This is a genomic window from Sphingomonas sp. RS6 (assembly GCF_054489705.1).
Genome location: NZ_JBTMWM010000002.1, coordinates 202,033 through 217,762, shown reverse-complemented (window position 1 = coordinate 217,762; position 15,730 = coordinate 202,033). Strand labels below are relative to the sequence as shown.

At 67.0% G+C, this 15,730-nt stretch carries 13 protein-coding genes; 11 read left to right on the top strand and 2 right to left on the bottom strand.

Annotation, left to right across the window (positions count from 1 at the left end; all coding sequences use genetic code 11):
* The first annotated feature begins 21 nt into the window (after nucleotides 1–21).
* Nucleotides 22–1,554, top strand: a complete 1,533-nt coding sequence (locus ACX40Y_RS05765; protein WP_459118593.1) for a hypothetical protein — start codon at nucleotides 22–24, stop codon at nucleotides 1,552–1,554.
* A 79-nt stretch (nucleotides 1,555–1,633) separates the two neighbouring features.
* Nucleotides 1,634–3,154 carry a S1C family serine protease gene (locus ACX40Y_RS05760; protein ID WP_459118592.1) on the top strand — a complete coding sequence of 507 codons (1,521 nt, stop codon included), beginning with the start codon at nucleotides 1,634–1,636 and terminating at the stop codon, nucleotides 3,152–3,154.
* A gap of 6 nt (nucleotides 3,155–3,160) precedes the next feature.
* On the opposite strand, the gene ada is transcribed toward ACX40Y_RS05760, so the two are convergent.
* Nucleotides 3,161–4,204 (bottom strand): bifunctional DNA-binding transcriptional regulator/O6-methylguanine-DNA methyltransferase Ada, encoded by a 1,044-nt coding sequence (gene ada, locus ACX40Y_RS05755; protein ID WP_459118591.1) that lies wholly within the window; start codon nucleotides 4,202–4,204, stop codon nucleotides 3,161–3,163.
* Nucleotides 4,205–4,263: 59 nt separating this feature from the next.
* Nucleotides 4,264–4,641: a PilZ domain-containing protein gene (locus tag ACX40Y_RS05750; protein WP_459118590.1), complete on the bottom strand. Its 378-nt coding sequence runs from the start codon at nucleotides 4,639–4,641 to the stop codon at nucleotides 4,264–4,266.
* Between the two features lie 531 nt (nucleotides 4,642–5,172).
* On the opposite strand from ACX40Y_RS05750, the gene ACX40Y_RS05745 reads away from it, so the two are divergent.
* From ACX40Y_RS05745 to ACX40Y_RS05705, 9 genes are all read left to right on the top strand, one after another.
* A complete protein-coding gene (locus ACX40Y_RS05745) occupies nucleotides 5,173–6,627 on the top strand; it encodes a DEAD/DEAH box helicase (protein WP_459118589.1) in 1,455 nt (484 codons plus the stop codon).
* Nucleotides 6,628–6,775: 148 nt separating this feature from the next.
* Nucleotides 6,776–7,489 (top strand): PEPxxWA-CTERM sorting domain-containing protein, encoded by a 714-nt coding sequence (locus ACX40Y_RS05740; RefSeq protein ID WP_459118588.1) that lies wholly within the window; start codon nucleotides 6,776–6,778, stop codon nucleotides 7,487–7,489.
* Nucleotides 7,490–7,772: 283 nt separating this feature from the next.
* Nucleotides 7,773–8,327, top strand: coding sequence for a F0F1 ATP synthase subunit delta (locus tag ACX40Y_RS05735; protein WP_459118587.1), 555 nt, complete (start codon nucleotides 7,773–7,775; stop codon nucleotides 8,325–8,327).
* A 12-nt stretch (nucleotides 8,328–8,339) separates the two neighbouring features.
* Complete coding sequence (atpA, locus tag ACX40Y_RS05730; protein WP_459118586.1) at nucleotides 8,340–9,869, top strand: F0F1 ATP synthase subunit alpha; 1,530 nt, start codon at nucleotides 8,340–8,342, stop codon at nucleotides 9,867–9,869.
* 14 nt (nucleotides 9,870–9,883) lie between these two features.
* Nucleotides 9,884–10,759: a F0F1 ATP synthase subunit gamma gene (locus ACX40Y_RS05725; protein ID WP_459118585.1), complete on the top strand. Its 876-nt coding sequence runs from the start codon at nucleotides 9,884–9,886 to the stop codon at nucleotides 10,757–10,759.
* A 27-nt stretch (nucleotides 10,760–10,786) separates the two neighbouring features.
* Nucleotides 10,787–12,259, top strand: coding sequence for a F0F1 ATP synthase subunit beta (atpD, locus tag ACX40Y_RS05720; protein ID WP_459118584.1), 1,473 nt, complete (start codon nucleotides 10,787–10,789; stop codon nucleotides 12,257–12,259).
* A 154-nt stretch (nucleotides 12,260–12,413) separates the two neighbouring features.
* A complete protein-coding gene (locus ACX40Y_RS05715; RefSeq protein ID WP_459118583.1) occupies nucleotides 12,414–12,665 on the top strand; it encodes an ATP synthase F1 subunit epsilon in 252 nt (83 codons plus the stop codon).
* Between the two features lie 196 nt (nucleotides 12,666–12,861).
* The gene (locus tag ACX40Y_RS05710; RefSeq protein WP_459118582.1) at nucleotides 12,862–14,400 is read left to right on the top strand and encodes a CpaF family protein; all 1,539 of its coding nucleotides are present in this window, start codon (nucleotides 12,862–12,864) and stop codon (nucleotides 14,398–14,400) included.
* A gap of 185 nt (nucleotides 14,401–14,585) precedes the next feature.
* A complete protein-coding gene (locus tag ACX40Y_RS05705; RefSeq protein WP_459118581.1) occupies nucleotides 14,586–15,725 on the top strand; it encodes an aspartyl protease family protein in 1,140 nt (379 codons plus the stop codon).
* Nucleotides 15,726–15,730: the final 5 nt, after the last annotated feature.

The window sequence follows — 15,730 nt, the reverse complement described above, 5'->3', positions numbered from 1 at the left end:
TCCGATCACAGGGGGAAACAAATGATCCGGAGCCTGATTGCCGCGCTTGCCGTACTTGCGCCTGCCGTCGCACACGCAGACTGGTACGAAGCCTCGTCGAAGCACTTTGTCGTCTATGCCGATCAGGATCCGGACAAGCTCAAGGCGTACACCGCAGAGCTGGAGCGTTTCGACCAGTCACTGCGCTTCCTTACCGGCACACCGGACAAGCCGCTGAGCCCGATGATGCGGGTGCATGTCTATGTGGCGGCGAACGTCGGCGATGTTCAGGAACTGGCATACAACTCGCGAGTAGCCGGATTTTTCATCCCAAGGGCCAGCGGCCCTAACGCCTTCGTGCCCGATGGCGACGGCGGCGGCGCGCTCGACGCTCGCACCGTCTTGCAGCACGAATATTGCCACGCCTTCATGTTTTCCACCTGGCCCAGCGTGGTGTTCCCCAAATGGTTCGTCGAAGGTTTCGCCGAGTTCTTCGGCACAGCCTTCTACCGTCAAGGCGAACTGATCATCGGCAAGTCGCCGGATTATCGTGCCTATGGTATCGATCGAACCGCCAATGTTCCCGCCCGGCGGCTTCTGTCGCTTGATCCGCGCGACAAGGATCTGGACACTCAGACGCTATATGGGCGCGGGTGGCTGCTCACCCATTATGCCTTTCTCGGTGGTCATGCCGATGAACTGGGGAACTACATCGCCGCGATCAACGCGGGCAAGCCGATCGAAGAAGCCAACCAGGCGTTCGGACCGATCAACCAGTTGGACGGCAAGCTCAACGGCTGGGCCAAGCGAGGGTCACTCCCGACGATCCGACTTGAAAAGGACAAGGTGCCCGTCGGCGAGGTGACGGTGCGCAAGCTAAGTCCCGGCGAAGCCGCAACGATGAGACCGCGTATGTATTCGCAGGCGGGCGTCGATGCGAAGCGCGCTGTCAAGGTGCTGGCGATGGCGCGCGCAGCCGCTGCGTCCTATCCGAACGATGCTGCTGCGCAGAACGAGCTTGCGGAGGCGGAGTTCGACGCACGCAACTTCGCGGAGTCGGAGGCCGCAGCCGATCGCGCCCTGGCCGCGGACCCGACATCCATTCACGCCATGCTCTACAAGGGCATGGCGATGAGCGAGCGCGCAAAAGCAGCAAAAATCGATGATCCGGCAAAATGGGCGGAGATAAGGAGCTGGTTCGTCAAGGCAAACCGCGCTGATACGGAATATCCCCAACCCCTTATCCTTTACTACGACAGTTTCATCGATGCGGGGCAGAAACCGAGCAAGACGGCCGAGGATGGGCTGCTCAAAGCTTATATGCTCGCGCCGTTCGACAATACGCTGCGGGGCCGCGCCGGGATGGTGTTGCTGCGCCGTAACATGATTGGACCGGCTAAGATCGCATTCGAGAAAATCGCCTATGGTCCACATGTCGGCGATGACAACCCCGCCCGGGCCATTCTGGAAGCGCTCGACAAGGGCGGGGCCGAAGCCGCGATCAAGGTCTATGAGGATGCCGAGGCCAAGGCCAAGCAGCGCGAAGCCGAGGAGGCCAAGAAGCGCGGCGCCTGATCCCTGCGCCCGCACCGGCTTGAACCGCCGCCGCTTTTGCCCGAAAGCGGCGGCGATGCTTGCAAGCGGGGTGGAATGAATGCGGCGGTTGCTGATGCTGGTGGCGCTGATGGTCGCCTGGAGTGCGCCGGCGCGTGCCGACGACATTTCGGCGGCGGGGCGCGGCGTGGTGCGGATCGTCACGATCGCGGTCGCCGATGACGAAGTCGTCGGCTTCGGCCATGGCAGCGGCTTTGCGGTGGCGCCGAACCGGATCGTCACCAACGCCCATGTCGTCGAACTCGCCTCGCGCTATCCCGACAATGTCGTGATCGGCGTCGTCCCGTCCGAAGGCAGCAAGTCTTTCCAGGGCAAGCTGATCGCGATCGACACGCGGCGCGACCTCGCGCTGATCGAATTCAGCGGCGCCAGCCTGCCACCGCTCGCGCTGTTTTCGGGCGACGTCACGGACGGGACGACGCTGATCGCGCTCGGCTATCCCGGCAATGTCGATGTCGCCACCGCGCGCTCCGCCGCCGACTTCATCCGTCCGCAATCGCCGGTGCGGTCGCAGGGCACGTTCGGTGGCATCCGTGATCTGGAGGGGGCATCGGTGCTGCTCCACACTGCCAGCATCGCGCGCGGCAATTCGGGCGGGCCGCTGCTCGATGCGTGCGGGCGCGTGCTCGGCGTCAATTCGGCGATCACCCGCGCCGACGAAGGCGACGCGACCTTCGCCTTCGCGATCGCCGACAGCGAACTCGTGGCATTCCTCCAGGCGGCGAACCAGCCCTATCAGTCGGTCGCCGCGCCCTGCATCAGCGTCGAGCAGCGCATGGCGCTCGACAAGAGCGCCGAGGAAAAGGCACGCCTCGACGCCGAGGCACAGGCGCAGATGGCGGCGAGCGCGGCCGAAGCCGCCCGGCGCACCGCGATCGAAAAGGCTCGTGCGGCGAACGAATCGACGCGCGAAACCTTCATGGCCGGCGCGGCGGTGCTGCTCGTCTTCGGCGCGCTCGCGCTCGGCGCCGGCGGCATGCTGATCCTGCGCGATCGCCAGCGCGCGGGCGTCTGGACGGCGGTGGGTGGCGGTGCGCTGCTGCTCGGCGCGGTGGCGCTGTTCGTGCTCCGTCCGAGCTTCGACGAGACCAAGCTGGTGCTGGACGAGACGGCCGGCAATGCCAGCGCGGCAGCCGAGCTTCCGCCCGAGCAGGCGGCGGGCAAACTGATGTGCACGTTCGAGCCCGATCGCAGCCGCGTCATCGTTTCGTCCACCGAGCCGGTCGAACTCGATGTCGGCGACGATGGCTGCATCAACGGCCGCACCCAATATGCCGAATCGGGCAAGCGCTGGCAGCGCGTGCTAGTGCCCGAGAACGAACAGACGGTGTCGGTGCTCGATTTCGATCCGGCGACCGCCACCTATGCCGCCACCCGCTACCTGCTTTCGGCCGACGAGATGGCGCGCATCCGCGAGATTCGCGCGTCCGTGCCGATCAAGGCCTGCACCGGCGATCAGGCCGCGCGCGCAAGCCTCGCCAGTCTGCAACAGTCGATCCGCGCCAGCCTGCCACAGGTCTATAACGAAAAGCTCGTCTATCACTGCGCGCCGGCGAACTGAGCCGGATCACTTCCGCTCGATGATCCCCTCGCGGCGGCGCAGCACGCGCTTGCGGTCGATGCCATAGGCATAGCCGCCCATGCTGCCGTCGCCGCGCTGGGCACGGTGGCACGGGATGACGATCGAAACCGGATTGGCGCCGCACGCCGTGCCCGCCGCGCGGGTCGCCCCCGGATTTCCCGCCGCCGCAGCGAGCTGGGCATAGCTGCGTGTCTCGCCATGCGGAATGGCGCGCAGTGCGGCCCACACTGCCTCCTGAAACGCGGTGCCGCGCACGTCGAGCGGCAGATCGGTATCGCGGCCCGGCTGCTCCACCTCGCCGACCACCGTCGCGGCTAGTTCGGCGAACGTCGTGCCGCCTTCGACGAGTTCGGCGGCCGGAAAGCGCCGCTGCAGCATCGCCGCATCCTCATCGAATGCCACGCGACACAGCCCGATTTCGGTCGCCGCGATCAGCAGCGGGCCCAGGCTGGTTGCCGCAACCGTCCAGTGGATCGTCACGCCCGCCCCGCCGGCCCGCCACGCGCTGGGCGTCATCCCCAGCCGGTCGTTGGCCGTTTCGTAGAAGCGGCTCGGCGCCGAATAGCCGGCCTCATAGATGGCCGCGGTGACGCTCGTCTCCTCGCCCAGCGCGGTCACCGCGCGGCGCGCCCGCAATCCGCGCGCATAGGCGGCCGGAGTGACGCCGGTCGCCCGCTTGAACAGCCGGTTGAAATGATGCGGGGCATAGCCGACGCGGGCGGCGAGCACATCGAGCGCGATCGGCGCATCGGCCGCCTCTATCGCGGCCACCGCCGCCGCCACTGCCGCCCGGTCCCGCCCGATCTCGTCGGGCTTGCAGCGCAGGCACGCCCGGAAACCTGCCGCCCGCGCCGCGCTCGCATCGGCGTAGAAGCGGACATGCTCGCGGCGGGGCCGGCGTGCGGGACAGCTCGGCTTGCAATAGATGTTCGTGCTCGTCACGGCGACCACGAACCGGCCGTCGGCCGCGCGGTCACGCGCTTCGAATGCGTTCCAGCAACTATCGTCGGAGAGCGGGTGCGTCGTCATGCCGCGATCATAGACGCGGCCGACCCCGCCCGCATCCCGCCGCTTGCGCGCAAAGGCGATTAATCGTCGTTGCCCGCCGGGCGCATTTGGCGCAGCCGCGCCTCCAGGTCGGCGACGATCTCGTCCTGGCTGCGAAAGGCATGGCGCAGATCGCGCTCGCCCAGGGGAATCAGGAACTCGCAGCCGTGGCGCTCGCCGTCGCTCCACACCACCTTCGCCTCGCGCGCGCCCGCGCCGGACAGCCCAATCCACAGCAGCGTGCCGCTCGGCAGCGCAACATCGGCCCGGAACATGAACCCGGTTGCGGAGAAATTCTCGACCACCGCCTCGAACGGCTTGCCGTCCAGGCCGCGCACCGTGGTGCCGCGATCGACAAGGAAGCGCACGGCGCCGCGCGCATCCATGCTCCCCCATACCTCCAGCCTCGCCACCAGCACGTCGCAATCCTCGCCTTGGACGCCGTGCTTAACCGCGGCCGGGTTAACGCTTCGCCCCTGGGCGCGGTCGCCATGCGCATTTTTCGTCGCATGCCCGTCGCGCGCGATTTGCCGGGCGGACGCGGCGGTTGCATCAGCACCCTACTGCTCGCGCGGCCGGCCATCGCCCCGGCCCGGTCATGCGCGGCAGCGGCCGGGGCGTATCGCCGGCCGGTGCGGCCCTGCGTCAATGGGGGGACAGGCTGCGCAAATCGGCGGGAACGGCTGCCTGCGGCCCTTGTGTGCCGCCGTTCCCGCCGGCGTTGCCACCGCCACGGCTTGACCTTCGCACTGCAACACGCCATGTAAGAGGCCGACGAGGCTTTTTTGCAGCGTGATCGGCGTCGCCCGCTCCTTCCGGGAGCCTGCAACGTCCGGCTCGGCCTCGATCGATGAACGGCTTCCCATATCACGCGGGGCGTCACTTGTTTGACCCCGCCTTCGCTCGTGCGCCTCGTCGCGCGGGTGCCGGCCGCATAGTGAAAGTTTCCAATGCAATTCAAAGAACTCGGCCTTTCCGAGAAGGTCCTCGCTGCGCTCGCCGCCAAGGGCTATACCGACGCGACCCCGATCCAGGCGCAGTCGATCCCGGCACTGCTCGAAGGGCGCGACCTGCTCGGCATCGCCCAGACCGGCACCGGCAAGACTGCGGCGTTCATGCTGCCGTCGATCGACCGCCTCGTCGCCAGCGGCAAGCGGGCGCAGCCGCGCGGCTGTCGCATGCTCGTCCTCGCGCCGACGCGTGAGCTCGCCGCGCAGATCGCCGAAAATGCCCGCCACTATGCCAGCGGCACCGGCCTGCGCATCGCCACCGTGTTCGGCGGCACCTCGGTCCACAAGAACAAGACCGATCTGGCGCGCGGCGTCGACATCCTTGTCGCCACGCCAGGCCGCCTCGTCGACCTGCTCGACCAGTGCTACATGATCCTGCTCGGCATCGAGATCCTGGTGCTCGACGAAGCCGACCAGATGCTCGACCTCGGCTTCATCCATGCGCTGCGCCGCATCGTGAAGGAGCTGCCGGCCAAGCGCCAGTCGCTGTTCTTCTCGGCGACCATGCCCAAGTCGATCCGCGAGCTGGCCAGCCAGTTCATCCACAACCCGGTGGAAGTGAAGGTGACTCCGGTCGCCACCACGGCGGAGCGCGTCGAGCAGTTCGTCACCTATGTGAACCAGACCGAGAAGCAGGCGCTGCTGACGATGCAGCTGCGCAACCTCGAGATCGATCGCGCGCTGATCTTCACCCGCACCAAGCATGGCGCCGACCGCGTCGTGCGGCTGCTCGCCGGCAACGGCATCGCCGCCAACGCGATCCACGGCAACAAGAGCCAGCCGCAGCGCGAGCGGGCGCTGGGCGAGTTCCGCTCGGGCAAGGTCAAGCTGATGGTGGCGACCGACATCGCCGCGCGCGGCATCGACGTGTCGGGGGTGAGCCATGTGTTCAACTTCGAGCTGCCCAACGTGCCGGAGCAATATGTCCACCGCATCGGCCGCACCGCGCGCGCCGGCGCTGATGGCGTCGCGATCAGCTTCTGCGCCGATGACGAGCGGCCCTATCTGAAGGACATCGAAAAGCTGACCCGCCAGAAGCTGACGGTGCAGCCGCTGCCCGAAAACTTCATGGCCGAGGCGGACAAGATCAAGTCGACCCGCGCCCCGGTGCCGGTGTCGCGCGCCGAACAGGCGGGCCGCAACGGCCGGGCGATGCAGCATGCGCACGGCCGACGCGGCGACGGTGCGCCCCGTCCCGCGCGCAGCGGTCGCCCCGAGCATCGCGACGAGCCGCGCCGCGCCGAAGGTGCCCGTGGCGAACAGCCCCGGCGCAACGAAGGCGCACGCCCCGATGCGCCGCGCGGCGGCCCCGGCGGCCCCGGCGGCAAGCGCAAATGGCATGCCCGCCCCGCCTCGGGCAATCGCGGCCAGGGTCAGGGCCGCACGGCGCGCTGAATTGTTCGCTGCCCGTTCGAAATCGGCCCTGTCCCGATTTCGAACGGGTGCGACACTTCTCGATCATTAACCTTCCGAAACTTTCTCGATTTCTCTGTCAGGCGCCGATACGGGGTTAGCCACGATTTAACGGTGGGGAAATTGAACGATGCGTAAGGCCCTTTTTGCAGTCGCGCTTGCCGCTGCCGCGATGCTGCCCCAGGCAGCTTCGGCGCAGGTCGTGATCACCGACTGGAGCGCCGATCCCGGCTTCTTGACCGCCAGCAAGATGGTCTACAAGCCGACCAACGATGTCGACCACAATGTCAGCGTCGGCCGCTTCCACATGACCGGCACCGAAAATGGTTCGGTCATCGACTTCTTCAGCTACTGCGCCGATGCCTTCCACAACCTGTCGAAGGGGTCGTTCGAATGGGCCGATCTCTCGGCGCTGACGAGCAACACGACCCGTCAGGAGCAGCTGGTCACGCTGCTCACCAATTCGGAACTGCTGCTCGGCGCGGAAAGCAATGCGCAGGTCCGCAAGACGATCTCGGCCGCGACGCAGCTCGCCGTCTGGGAGATCCTCAGCGAGCGCAAGACCTGGTCGTACGACACCAAGAAGGGTGATTTCTACACCACCGGCGGGGACACCAACGCCGCGCGCACGCTCGCCAACAGCTATCTCGCCCAGATCGCCAATGGCAGCTGGACCGCGGTGGCCGGCTACAAGGTCCGCGTGCTGTTCTCCGCCAACAACCAGAGCCAGGTCGTCGTCACCGCGGTGCCGGAACCGGCCACCTGGCTGATGCTGATCGGCGGCTTCGCGCTGGTCGGCGGCACGCTGCGCCGCCGCCGCGCGGCGACGGTGCGGTTCGCCTGAGCGCGGCCGGCCCCTATCTGTTTCCGGGGGGAAGTCGAGGCGGGACGGCGAAAGCCGTTCCGCCTTTCTTCTGCACGGGCGAATCCCTCCGGCTCGAGAAAAACCAAGTCACGGACCCGGCACCGGATAGACGGCGCAAACTGGTTTCGTGACGATTCCGGGACTCGGGTTGCATCCCCGCGACGGCGATGCTAGCAGCCCGCCAACCCATCGGGGACGCCTTGCGCGTCGCCCGTTTTTTGCATGGGGCCAACTCAGACCCCTCCAAGAGGAACCGAATCGCGTGGAGAATTCCGGCGGGATACAGGCAAGCCTAAGCGGACGATACGCTACCGCTCTGTTCGAACTGGCGCGCGACGCCAAGGCGATCGAAGCCGTTGAAGCGAGCCTCGCTTCGGTGCGCGCCGCGCTCGACGAATCGCCCGAGTTCAAGGCGCTGACCACCAGCCCGCTGATCGACCGCAAGCAGGCCGGCAACGCCGTTGCCGCTGCGGCATCCGCGATGGCGCTCGATGCGACGACGACCAAGTTCCTCGGCGTCCTCGCCGAGAACCGCCGTCTGGCGCAGCTGCCGGCGATCATCCGCACCTTCCGCGCGCTGGCGACCAGCCACCGCGGCGAGACGACCGCGGAAGTCACCTCGGCACACCCGCTCGATGCCGAACAGGTCGACGCGCTCAAGCAGCAGCTCCGCACCCGTATCGGCCGCGAGGTCTCGGTCGACCTGTCGGTGGACCCCTCGCTGCTCGGCGGCCTGGTCGTGAAGATCGGCAGCCAGATGATCGATTCGTCGATCAAGACCCGACTGAACTCCCTCGCGCACGCGATGAAAGGCTGAAGGCTCAAGAAGATGGATATCCGCGCCGCAGAAATCTCGAAGGTCATCAAGGACCAGATCGCCAATTTCGGCACCGAAGCGCAGGTTTCGGAAATCGGCCAGGTGCTGTCCGTCGGCGACGGCATCGCGCGCATCCACGGTCTGGACAATGTCCAGGCCGGTGAGATGGTCGAATTCGCCAATGGCGTGCAGGGCATGGCGCTCAACCTCGAGGCCGACAATGTCGGCGTCGTGATCTTCGGCTCGGACGCCGAGATCAAGGAAGGCGACACCGTCAAGCGCACCGGCACGATCGTGGACGTCCCCGTCGGCAAGGGCCTGCTCGGCCGCGTCGTCGACGGCCTGGGCAACCCGATCGATGGCAAGGGCCCGATCGAATATACCGAGCGTCGCCGCGTCGAAGTGAAGGCGCCGGGCATCATCCCGCGCAAGTCGGTGCACGAGCCGGTGCAGACCGGCCTCAAGGCGATCGACGCCCTGGTGCCGATCGGCCGCGGCCAGCGCGAGCTGATCATCGGCGACCGCCAGACCGGCAAGACCGCCGTCGCGATCGACACCTTCATCAACCAGAAGGGCCCGAACAGCTCGGGCGACGAAGGCAAGAAGCTCTACTGCATCTATGTCGCCGTCGGCCAGAAGCGCTCGACCGTCGCGCAGATCGTCCGCCAGCTCGAAGAGAATGGCGCGATGGAGTATTCGATCGTCGTCGCCGCCACCGCCTCGGAGCCGGCGCCGCTGCAGTTCCTCGCGCCCTATACCGGCTGCGCGATGGGCGAATTCTTCCGCGACAACGGCATGCACGCCGTGATCGTGTATGACGATCTTTCGAAGCAGGCCGTCGCCTATCGTCAGATGTCGCTGCTGCTCCGCCGTCCGCCGGGCCGCGAAGCCTATCCGGGCGACGTCTTCTATCTCCACAGCCGCCTGCTCGAGCGCGCCGCGAAGATGAACGACGCCAACGGCGCCGGCTCGCTCACCGCGCTGCCGATCATCGAAACCCAGGCGGGCGACGTGTCGGCCTATATCCCGACCAACGTGATCTCGATCACCGACGGCCAGATCTTCCTCGAGACGAACCTGTTCTACCAGGGCATCCGTCCGGCGATTAACGTGGGTCTGTCGGTGTCGCGCGTGGGTTCGTCGGCGCAGACCAAGGCGATGAAGAAGGTGTCGGGCTCGATCAAGCTCGAGCTCGCCCAGTATCGCGAAATGGCCGCCTTCGCGCAGTTCGGTTCGGACCTCGACGCCTCGACCCAGAAGCTGCTGAACCGCGGTGCGCGCCTGACCGAGCTGCTCAAGCAGCCGCAGTTCAGCCCGCTGCCGTTCGAAGAGCAGACCATCTCGATCTTCGCCGGCACCAACGGCTATCTCGACAATGTCGCGGTGAAGGACGTGGTCCGCTTCGAAGCCGCGATGCTCGCGCACTTCCGTTCGCAGCACGCCAATGTGCTGGAGGAAATCCGCACCACCAAGGCGTTCGAGAACGACACGCGGGACAAGGTGAAGGCCGTGCTCGACGCCTTCGCCAAGACCTTCGCCTAAAGGACCGCTGCCGGATGGCCAGCCTCAAGGAACTCAAGGGCCGGATCGCCTCGGTCAAGTCGACCCAGAAGATCACCAAGGCCAAGCAGATGGTCGCGGCGGCGAAGCTGCGGAAGGCGCAAGCCGCCGCAGAAGCCGCGCGCCCCTATGCCCAGCGCCTCGAGGGCGTGGTCGCCAGCCTGGCGAGCAAGGTCGGGGGCAGCGACAGCGCCCCCCGGCTGCTCGCCGGCACCGGCAAGGCGGAAACGCACCTGCTGCTCGTCGCCAATGGCGACAAGGGCCTGTCGGGCGCGTTCAACGCCAATATCGTCAAGGCGGCGATCCTCAAGGCGCGCGCGCTGATCGCCGAGGGCAAGACGGTGAAGTTCTACCTCGTCGGCCGCAAGGGCCGCGCGGTGATCGCCCGCACCTTCCCCGGCATGATCGTCGGCCAGTTCGACACCACGGCCGTGCGCACCCCGGGCTTCGACGAGGCCCGCGCGATCGCCAAGGACGTGACCGACCGTTTCTTCGCGGGCGAGTTCGACGTGGCGACCCTGTTCTACTCGCACTTTCGCTCGGCGCTGGCCCAGGTGCCGACCGAGCAGCAGCTGATCCCGGTCTCGGTGCCGGCGAGCAGCGAGGCGGGTTCGGGCGCCGCGGTCGAATATGAGCCTGATGAGGAAACGATCCTCGCCGATCTGCTGCCGCGCAACCTGACGGTGCAGATCTTCAAGGCGCTGCTGGAGAATCAGGCCAGCGAGCAGGGCGCGTCGATGACCGCGATGGACAACGCCACCCGCAACGCCGGCGACCTGATCAACCGCCTGACCATCGAATATAACCGTTCCCGCCAGGCCGCGATCACGACCGAACTGGTGGAAATCATTTCGGGCGCGGAAGCGCTCTAAAAGCTGCACGAAGCAAGGAAAGCAACAATGGCAACCGCCGCTGTAGACACCCGCCCGGCCACGGGCACCAACAATGTCGGCCGCATCAGCCAGGTGATCGGCGCGGTCGTCGACGTGACGTTCGACAACGCCCTGCCGGCGATCCTTTCGGCGCTGGAGACCCAGAACAACGGCCAGCGCCTCGTTCTCGAAGTCGCGCAGCACCTGGGCGAGAACACCGTCCGCACGATCGCGATGGACTCGACCGAGGGCCTGACCCGCGGCCAGACCGTCACCGACACCGGCAACCAGATCCAGGTGCCCGTCGGCCCGGCAACGCTCGGCCGCATCCTCAACGTCGTCGGCGAGCCGATCGACGAGCGTGGCCCGGTCGCGACCGACCTCAAGGCGCCGATCCACGCCAAGGCTCCCGAGTTCATCGAGCAGTCGACCGACAGCGCGATTCTCGTCACCGGCATCAAGGTGATCGATCTGCTCGCGCCCTACGCGAAGGGCGGCAAGATCGGCCTGTTCGGCGGCGCCGGCGTGGGCAAGACCGTGCTCATCCAGGAGCTGATCAACAACATCGCGAAGGGCCATGGCGGCACCTCGGTGTTCGCGGGCGTGGGCGAGCGTACCCGTGAGGGCAACGATCTCTATCACGAGTTCCTCGACGCCGGCGTTATCGCCAAGGACGCGGACGGCAACGCCATCACCGAGGGTTCGAAGGTGGCGCTGGTCTATGGCCAGATGAACGAGCCGCCGGGCGCCCGCGCCCGCGTCGCGCTGTCGGGCCTGACGATCGCCGAATATTTCCGCGACGTCGAAGGCCAGGACGTGCTGTTCTTCGTCGACAACATCTTCCGCTTCACCCAGGCGGGCGCGGAAGTGTCGGCGCTGCTCGGCCGTATTCCGTCGGCGGTGGGCTATCAGCCGACCCTGTCGACCGACATGGGCGCGCTGCAGGAGCGCATCACCTCGACGACCAAGGGCTCGATCACCTCGGTGCAGGCCGTGTACGTGCCCGCCGACGACTTGACCGACCCGGCGCCGGCAACCTCGTTCGCCCACCTCGACGCGACGACCGTGCTCAACCGCGCGATCTCCGAGCTGGGCATCTACCCGGCCGTGGACCCGCTCGACTCGACCAGCCGCGTGCTCGAACCGCGCATCGTCGGCCAGGAGCATTACGAGACGGCGCGTGCGGTGCAGGCCATCCTGCAGAAGTACAAGTCGCTGCAGGACATCATCGCGATCCTGGGCATGGACGAGCTTTCCGAAGAGGATAAGCTGACCGTCGCCCGCGCCCGCAAGATCCAGCGCTTCCTTTCGCAGCCGTTCCACGTCGCCGAAGTGTTCACCGGCATCCCCGGCGCCTTCGTGCAGCTGGAAGACACGGTGCGCTCGTTCAAGGCGGTGGTCGACGGTGAGTATGACCACCTGCCGGAAGCGGCCTTCTACATGGTCGGCGGCATCGACGATGCGATCGCCAAGGCCAAGAAGCTCGCCGACGAGGCGTAAGCCACTACTACTGGCCCCTCCCCTTCAGGGGAGGGGTTGGGGGTGGGGCGCGAGCAACGCGAGCGTCCTATAGCCCCAGCGAATACCGATGCAGGGGGCAGTGTCCCCCACCCCAACCCCTCCCCCCGAAGGAGAGGGGCTTAGGATAGAGAAGATGCTGCACTTCGAACTCGTCACCCCGGAACGTCTCGTTCGTTCGGAAGAGGTCCATATGGTTGTCGTCCCCGGCAGCGAGGGCGATTTCGGCGTGCTCGAAGGCCATGCGCCGGTCATGTCGACGATCCGCGACGGCAATATCGAGGTCTACAAGGCCGGGGCGACCACGCCCGAGCTGATCCGCGTCGAAGGCGGTTTTGCCGAGGTCAATGAGCGCGGCCTCACTGTGCTGGCCGAACGCGCGCAATAATGGACGCCGGCACGCGCCGGCCCCCGTCTTCGCCGATTGCCGAAAGCCCCGCAAAAGCGGGGCTTTTTGCGTCATGGCCGTGCCTCGCGGCGCTACCCGCTTTGGGAGCCTTCGTACCGCCCGGCTGACCGATTAGCCAATTCTCAAGCCTTCCCGCGCTAGTCCTGCCGCTCCGCTTGGGGTGGAAGAGTTTTCGATGAGTGCATTTGGACGACGCAACGGATTGGGTGGCGGCGCTGGCGGACGGCCCGCCTTCGGCGTCGCCCGGCCGATGCACGGGCCCGGCGGCGCGCCGGCCGGCGGCGAGCAGTTCCCGCCGCTCAACAGCGTGCCGCTGCCCGGCCAGAGCGCCATCGATCCGATGGCCGAGCGCGATCCCACGGCCCCCAGCGCCGCCAGCAGCGAAGCGATGCAGCGCCTCGCCGATCGCCAGGCCCAGTCGGGCGATGCCGGCAATTCGCGCGGCGAGGGGTTCGAGGCGTCGATCCACCGGATCAAGGAACAGGTGCTGCCGCGCCTCCTCGAACGCGTCGATCCCGAGGCCGCGGCGACGCTGACCAAGGACGAGCTGGCTGAGGAATTCCGCCCGATCATCGGCGAGGTGCTCGCCGAACTGAAGCTCACGCTCAACCGCCGCGAACAGTTCGCGCTCGAAAAGGTGCTGGTCGACGAACTGCTCGGCCTCGGCCCGCTCGAGGAGCTGCTTGCCGATCCGGCGGTCAGCGACATCATGGTCAACGGCCCCGAACAGACCTATATCGAACGCAGGGGCAAGCTCGAGCTCGCCAATATCCAGTTCCGCGACGAGGAGCATCTGTTCCAGATCGCTCAGCGCATCTGCAACTCGGTCGGCCGCCGCGTCGATCAGACCACCCCGCTCGCCGACGCGCGCCTCAAGGACGGCAGTCGCGTCAACGTGATCGTGCCGCCGCTGTCGCTTCGCGGCACCGCCATCTCGATCCGCAAATTCTCCGCCAAGCCGATCACGCTCGACATGATGGCGAAGGGCGGATCGATGTCCGAAAAGATGGCGACCGCGCTCAAGATCGCGGGCGCCAGCCGCTTCAACATCGTCATTTCGGGCGGCACCGGCTCGGGCAAGACGACGATGCTCAACGCGCTGTCGAAAATGATCGATCCGGGCGAGCGCGTGCTGACGATCGAGGACGCCGCCGAACTCCGCCTGCAACAGCCGCACTGGCTGCCGCTCGAAACCCGCCCGCCGAACCTTGAGGGCCAGGGTGAGATCACCATCCGCGATCTCGTCAAGAACGCGCTGCGTATGCGCCCGGATCGCATCATCCTCGGTGAAATTCGCGGCGCCGAATGTTTCGACATGCTCGCGGCGATGAACACCGGCCATGACGGTTCGATGTGTACGCTCCACTCGAACAGCCCGCGCGAGGCGCTGGCGCGAATGGAAAACATGGTGATGATGTCGGACATCAAAGTGCCGAAGGAAGCGATCAGCCGCCAGATCGCCGATTCGGTCGATCTCATCATCCAGGTGAAGCGCCTGCGCGACGGCAGCCGCCGCGTCACCAACGTCACCGAAGTGATCGGCATGGAAGGCCCGGTGATCGTCACCCAGGAACTGTTCAAGTTCGAATATCTGGACGAGAGCGCCGACGGCAAGATCATCGGCGAATATCGCTCGATGGGCCTGCGCCCCTACACGCTCGACAAGGCCAAGCAATATGGCTTCGATCAGGCGTTGCTCGAGGCGTGCCTCTGATCGCGCGTGCGGGAGCGCCGGTGCCGTTGAGGTGACAGGGCTCGCGTCGCAAACATCCTGCCGCTGGCCGCCAATCCGCGCTAGAGCATTTTCAAGTTGACCGTGCACGGTCAACGACTCGGAAAATGCGGCAACGAACAATCAGAGCGTTTTCGCCCATGGTGAAAACGCTCTAGTCTGCCCCCGTGCCGCTCACTGCCCTGATCCTCGCCGCCGCCCTGCAATCCGGGGTCACGCTCGCGCCCGATGCCGAGGCACGCTGGGTGCCGTTCGATCTGACCGCCAGCAACCAGATCCGATTCAGCGCCACGATCGGTGGCACGACGGTCGACGCCATCCTCGACACCGGCCTCACCCACACCGTCGTCACCGATGCCCTCGCCCGTCGTGCCGGCTTTGTGCGCCGCGGACGCGAGCGGGCGATCGCGATCGGCGGCACGGTCGATGTCGAATGGGCTCGGCCCGTCTCGATCGCGATCGGCGCGCTGTCCCGCCGCAATCCGCGCATCGCAATCGCCGATCTGCCCGGCGCCGATCGCTTCGGCGCGGAGCTGTTCGTCGGCAACGATCTGCTCGGCTGCTGCGCGATCGAGATCGATTATGCCGCGCGCCGCTTTCGCATCCTCGCCAGCGGCCGCCTGCCCTTCACCGGGATCACCGTGCCGCTCGCCGTCAACGGCGACACCGGCGTGCCGACTGTCGCGGCAAGGCTCGGCGCGGCCAGCGTGCAGCCGATGCTGGTCGACACCGGCGACGGATCGGCGGTGACGGTCGCCCGCCCCACCTGGGTCCAGGCCGGTGAGCGCGGCGCCGTGCTCACCACAACGCTGGGCTGGGGCATGGGCGGCGGCGTCGTCACCGATACCGCCATCGTGACCGACTTTTCGGTGGGCGCCGCCGCCCCCCGCGAGAGCGAGGTCCGCATCGAGGATGCGGGCAGCTATTCGCTGGCCACCGGCCTCGCCGGCCGGATCGGCAATGGCTGGCTGATGCGCTACCATCTGCTGATCGATCCCCGCGCCGGCCGCCTGGTGCTGGCGCCCGGCGCCGATGTCGATGCGCCGGTGCCGCGGTCGACCAGCGGGCTGCTGCTCGCCTGGCGGCCCGGCCGGTTCGAGGTGCTGCACGTCATGCGCGGCTCGCCGGCGGACGCGGGAGGCTGGCGCAGGGGCGACGCGATCTGTGCGGAGGCGGGCGTGCCGGTGCCGGTCGACGGCGTGCCGGGGCAGCTCGCGACCTGGACGGCGGGCACGCCCGGCCGGCGCGTCGAACTCACGCTGTGCGACGGCACCCGGCGGACATTGACGCTGCGCCGCTTCTACTGATCGCG

Bases quoted from the DNA above. Each gene is read 5' to 3' on its own strand.
- ACX40Y_RS05765 (WP_459118593.1), top strand. From the start codon at position 22: ATGATCCGGAGCCTGATTGCCGCGCTTGCCGTACTTGCGCCTGCCGTC.
- ACX40Y_RS05760 (WP_459118592.1), top strand. From the start codon at position 1,634: ATGCGGCGGTTGCTGATGCTGGTGGCGCTGATGGTCGCCTGGAGTGCG.
- ada (WP_459118591.1), bottom strand. From the start codon at position 4,204: ATGACGACGCACCCGCTCTCCGACGATAGTTGCTGGAACGCATTCGAA.
- ACX40Y_RS05745 (WP_459118589.1), top strand. From the start codon at position 5,173: ATGCAATTCAAAGAACTCGGCCTTTCCGAGAAGGTCCTCGCTGCGCTC.
- ACX40Y_RS05740 (WP_459118588.1), top strand. From the start codon at position 6,776: ATGCGTAAGGCCCTTTTTGCAGTCGCGCTTGCCGCTGCCGCGATGCTG.
- atpA (WP_459118586.1), top strand. From the start codon at position 8,340: ATGGATATCCGCGCCGCAGAAATCTCGAAGGTCATCAAGGACCAGATC.
- ACX40Y_RS05725 (WP_459118585.1), top strand. From the start codon at position 9,884: ATGGCCAGCCTCAAGGAACTCAAGGGCCGGATCGCCTCGGTCAAGTCG.
- atpD (WP_459118584.1), top strand. From the start codon at position 10,787: ATGGCAACCGCCGCTGTAGACACCCGCCCGGCCACGGGCACCAACAAT.
- ACX40Y_RS05715 (WP_459118583.1), top strand. From the start codon at position 12,414: ATGCTGCACTTCGAACTCGTCACCCCGGAACGTCTCGTTCGTTCGGAA.
- ACX40Y_RS05710 (WP_459118582.1), top strand. From the start codon at position 12,862: ATGAGTGCATTTGGACGACGCAACGGATTGGGTGGCGGCGCTGGCGGA.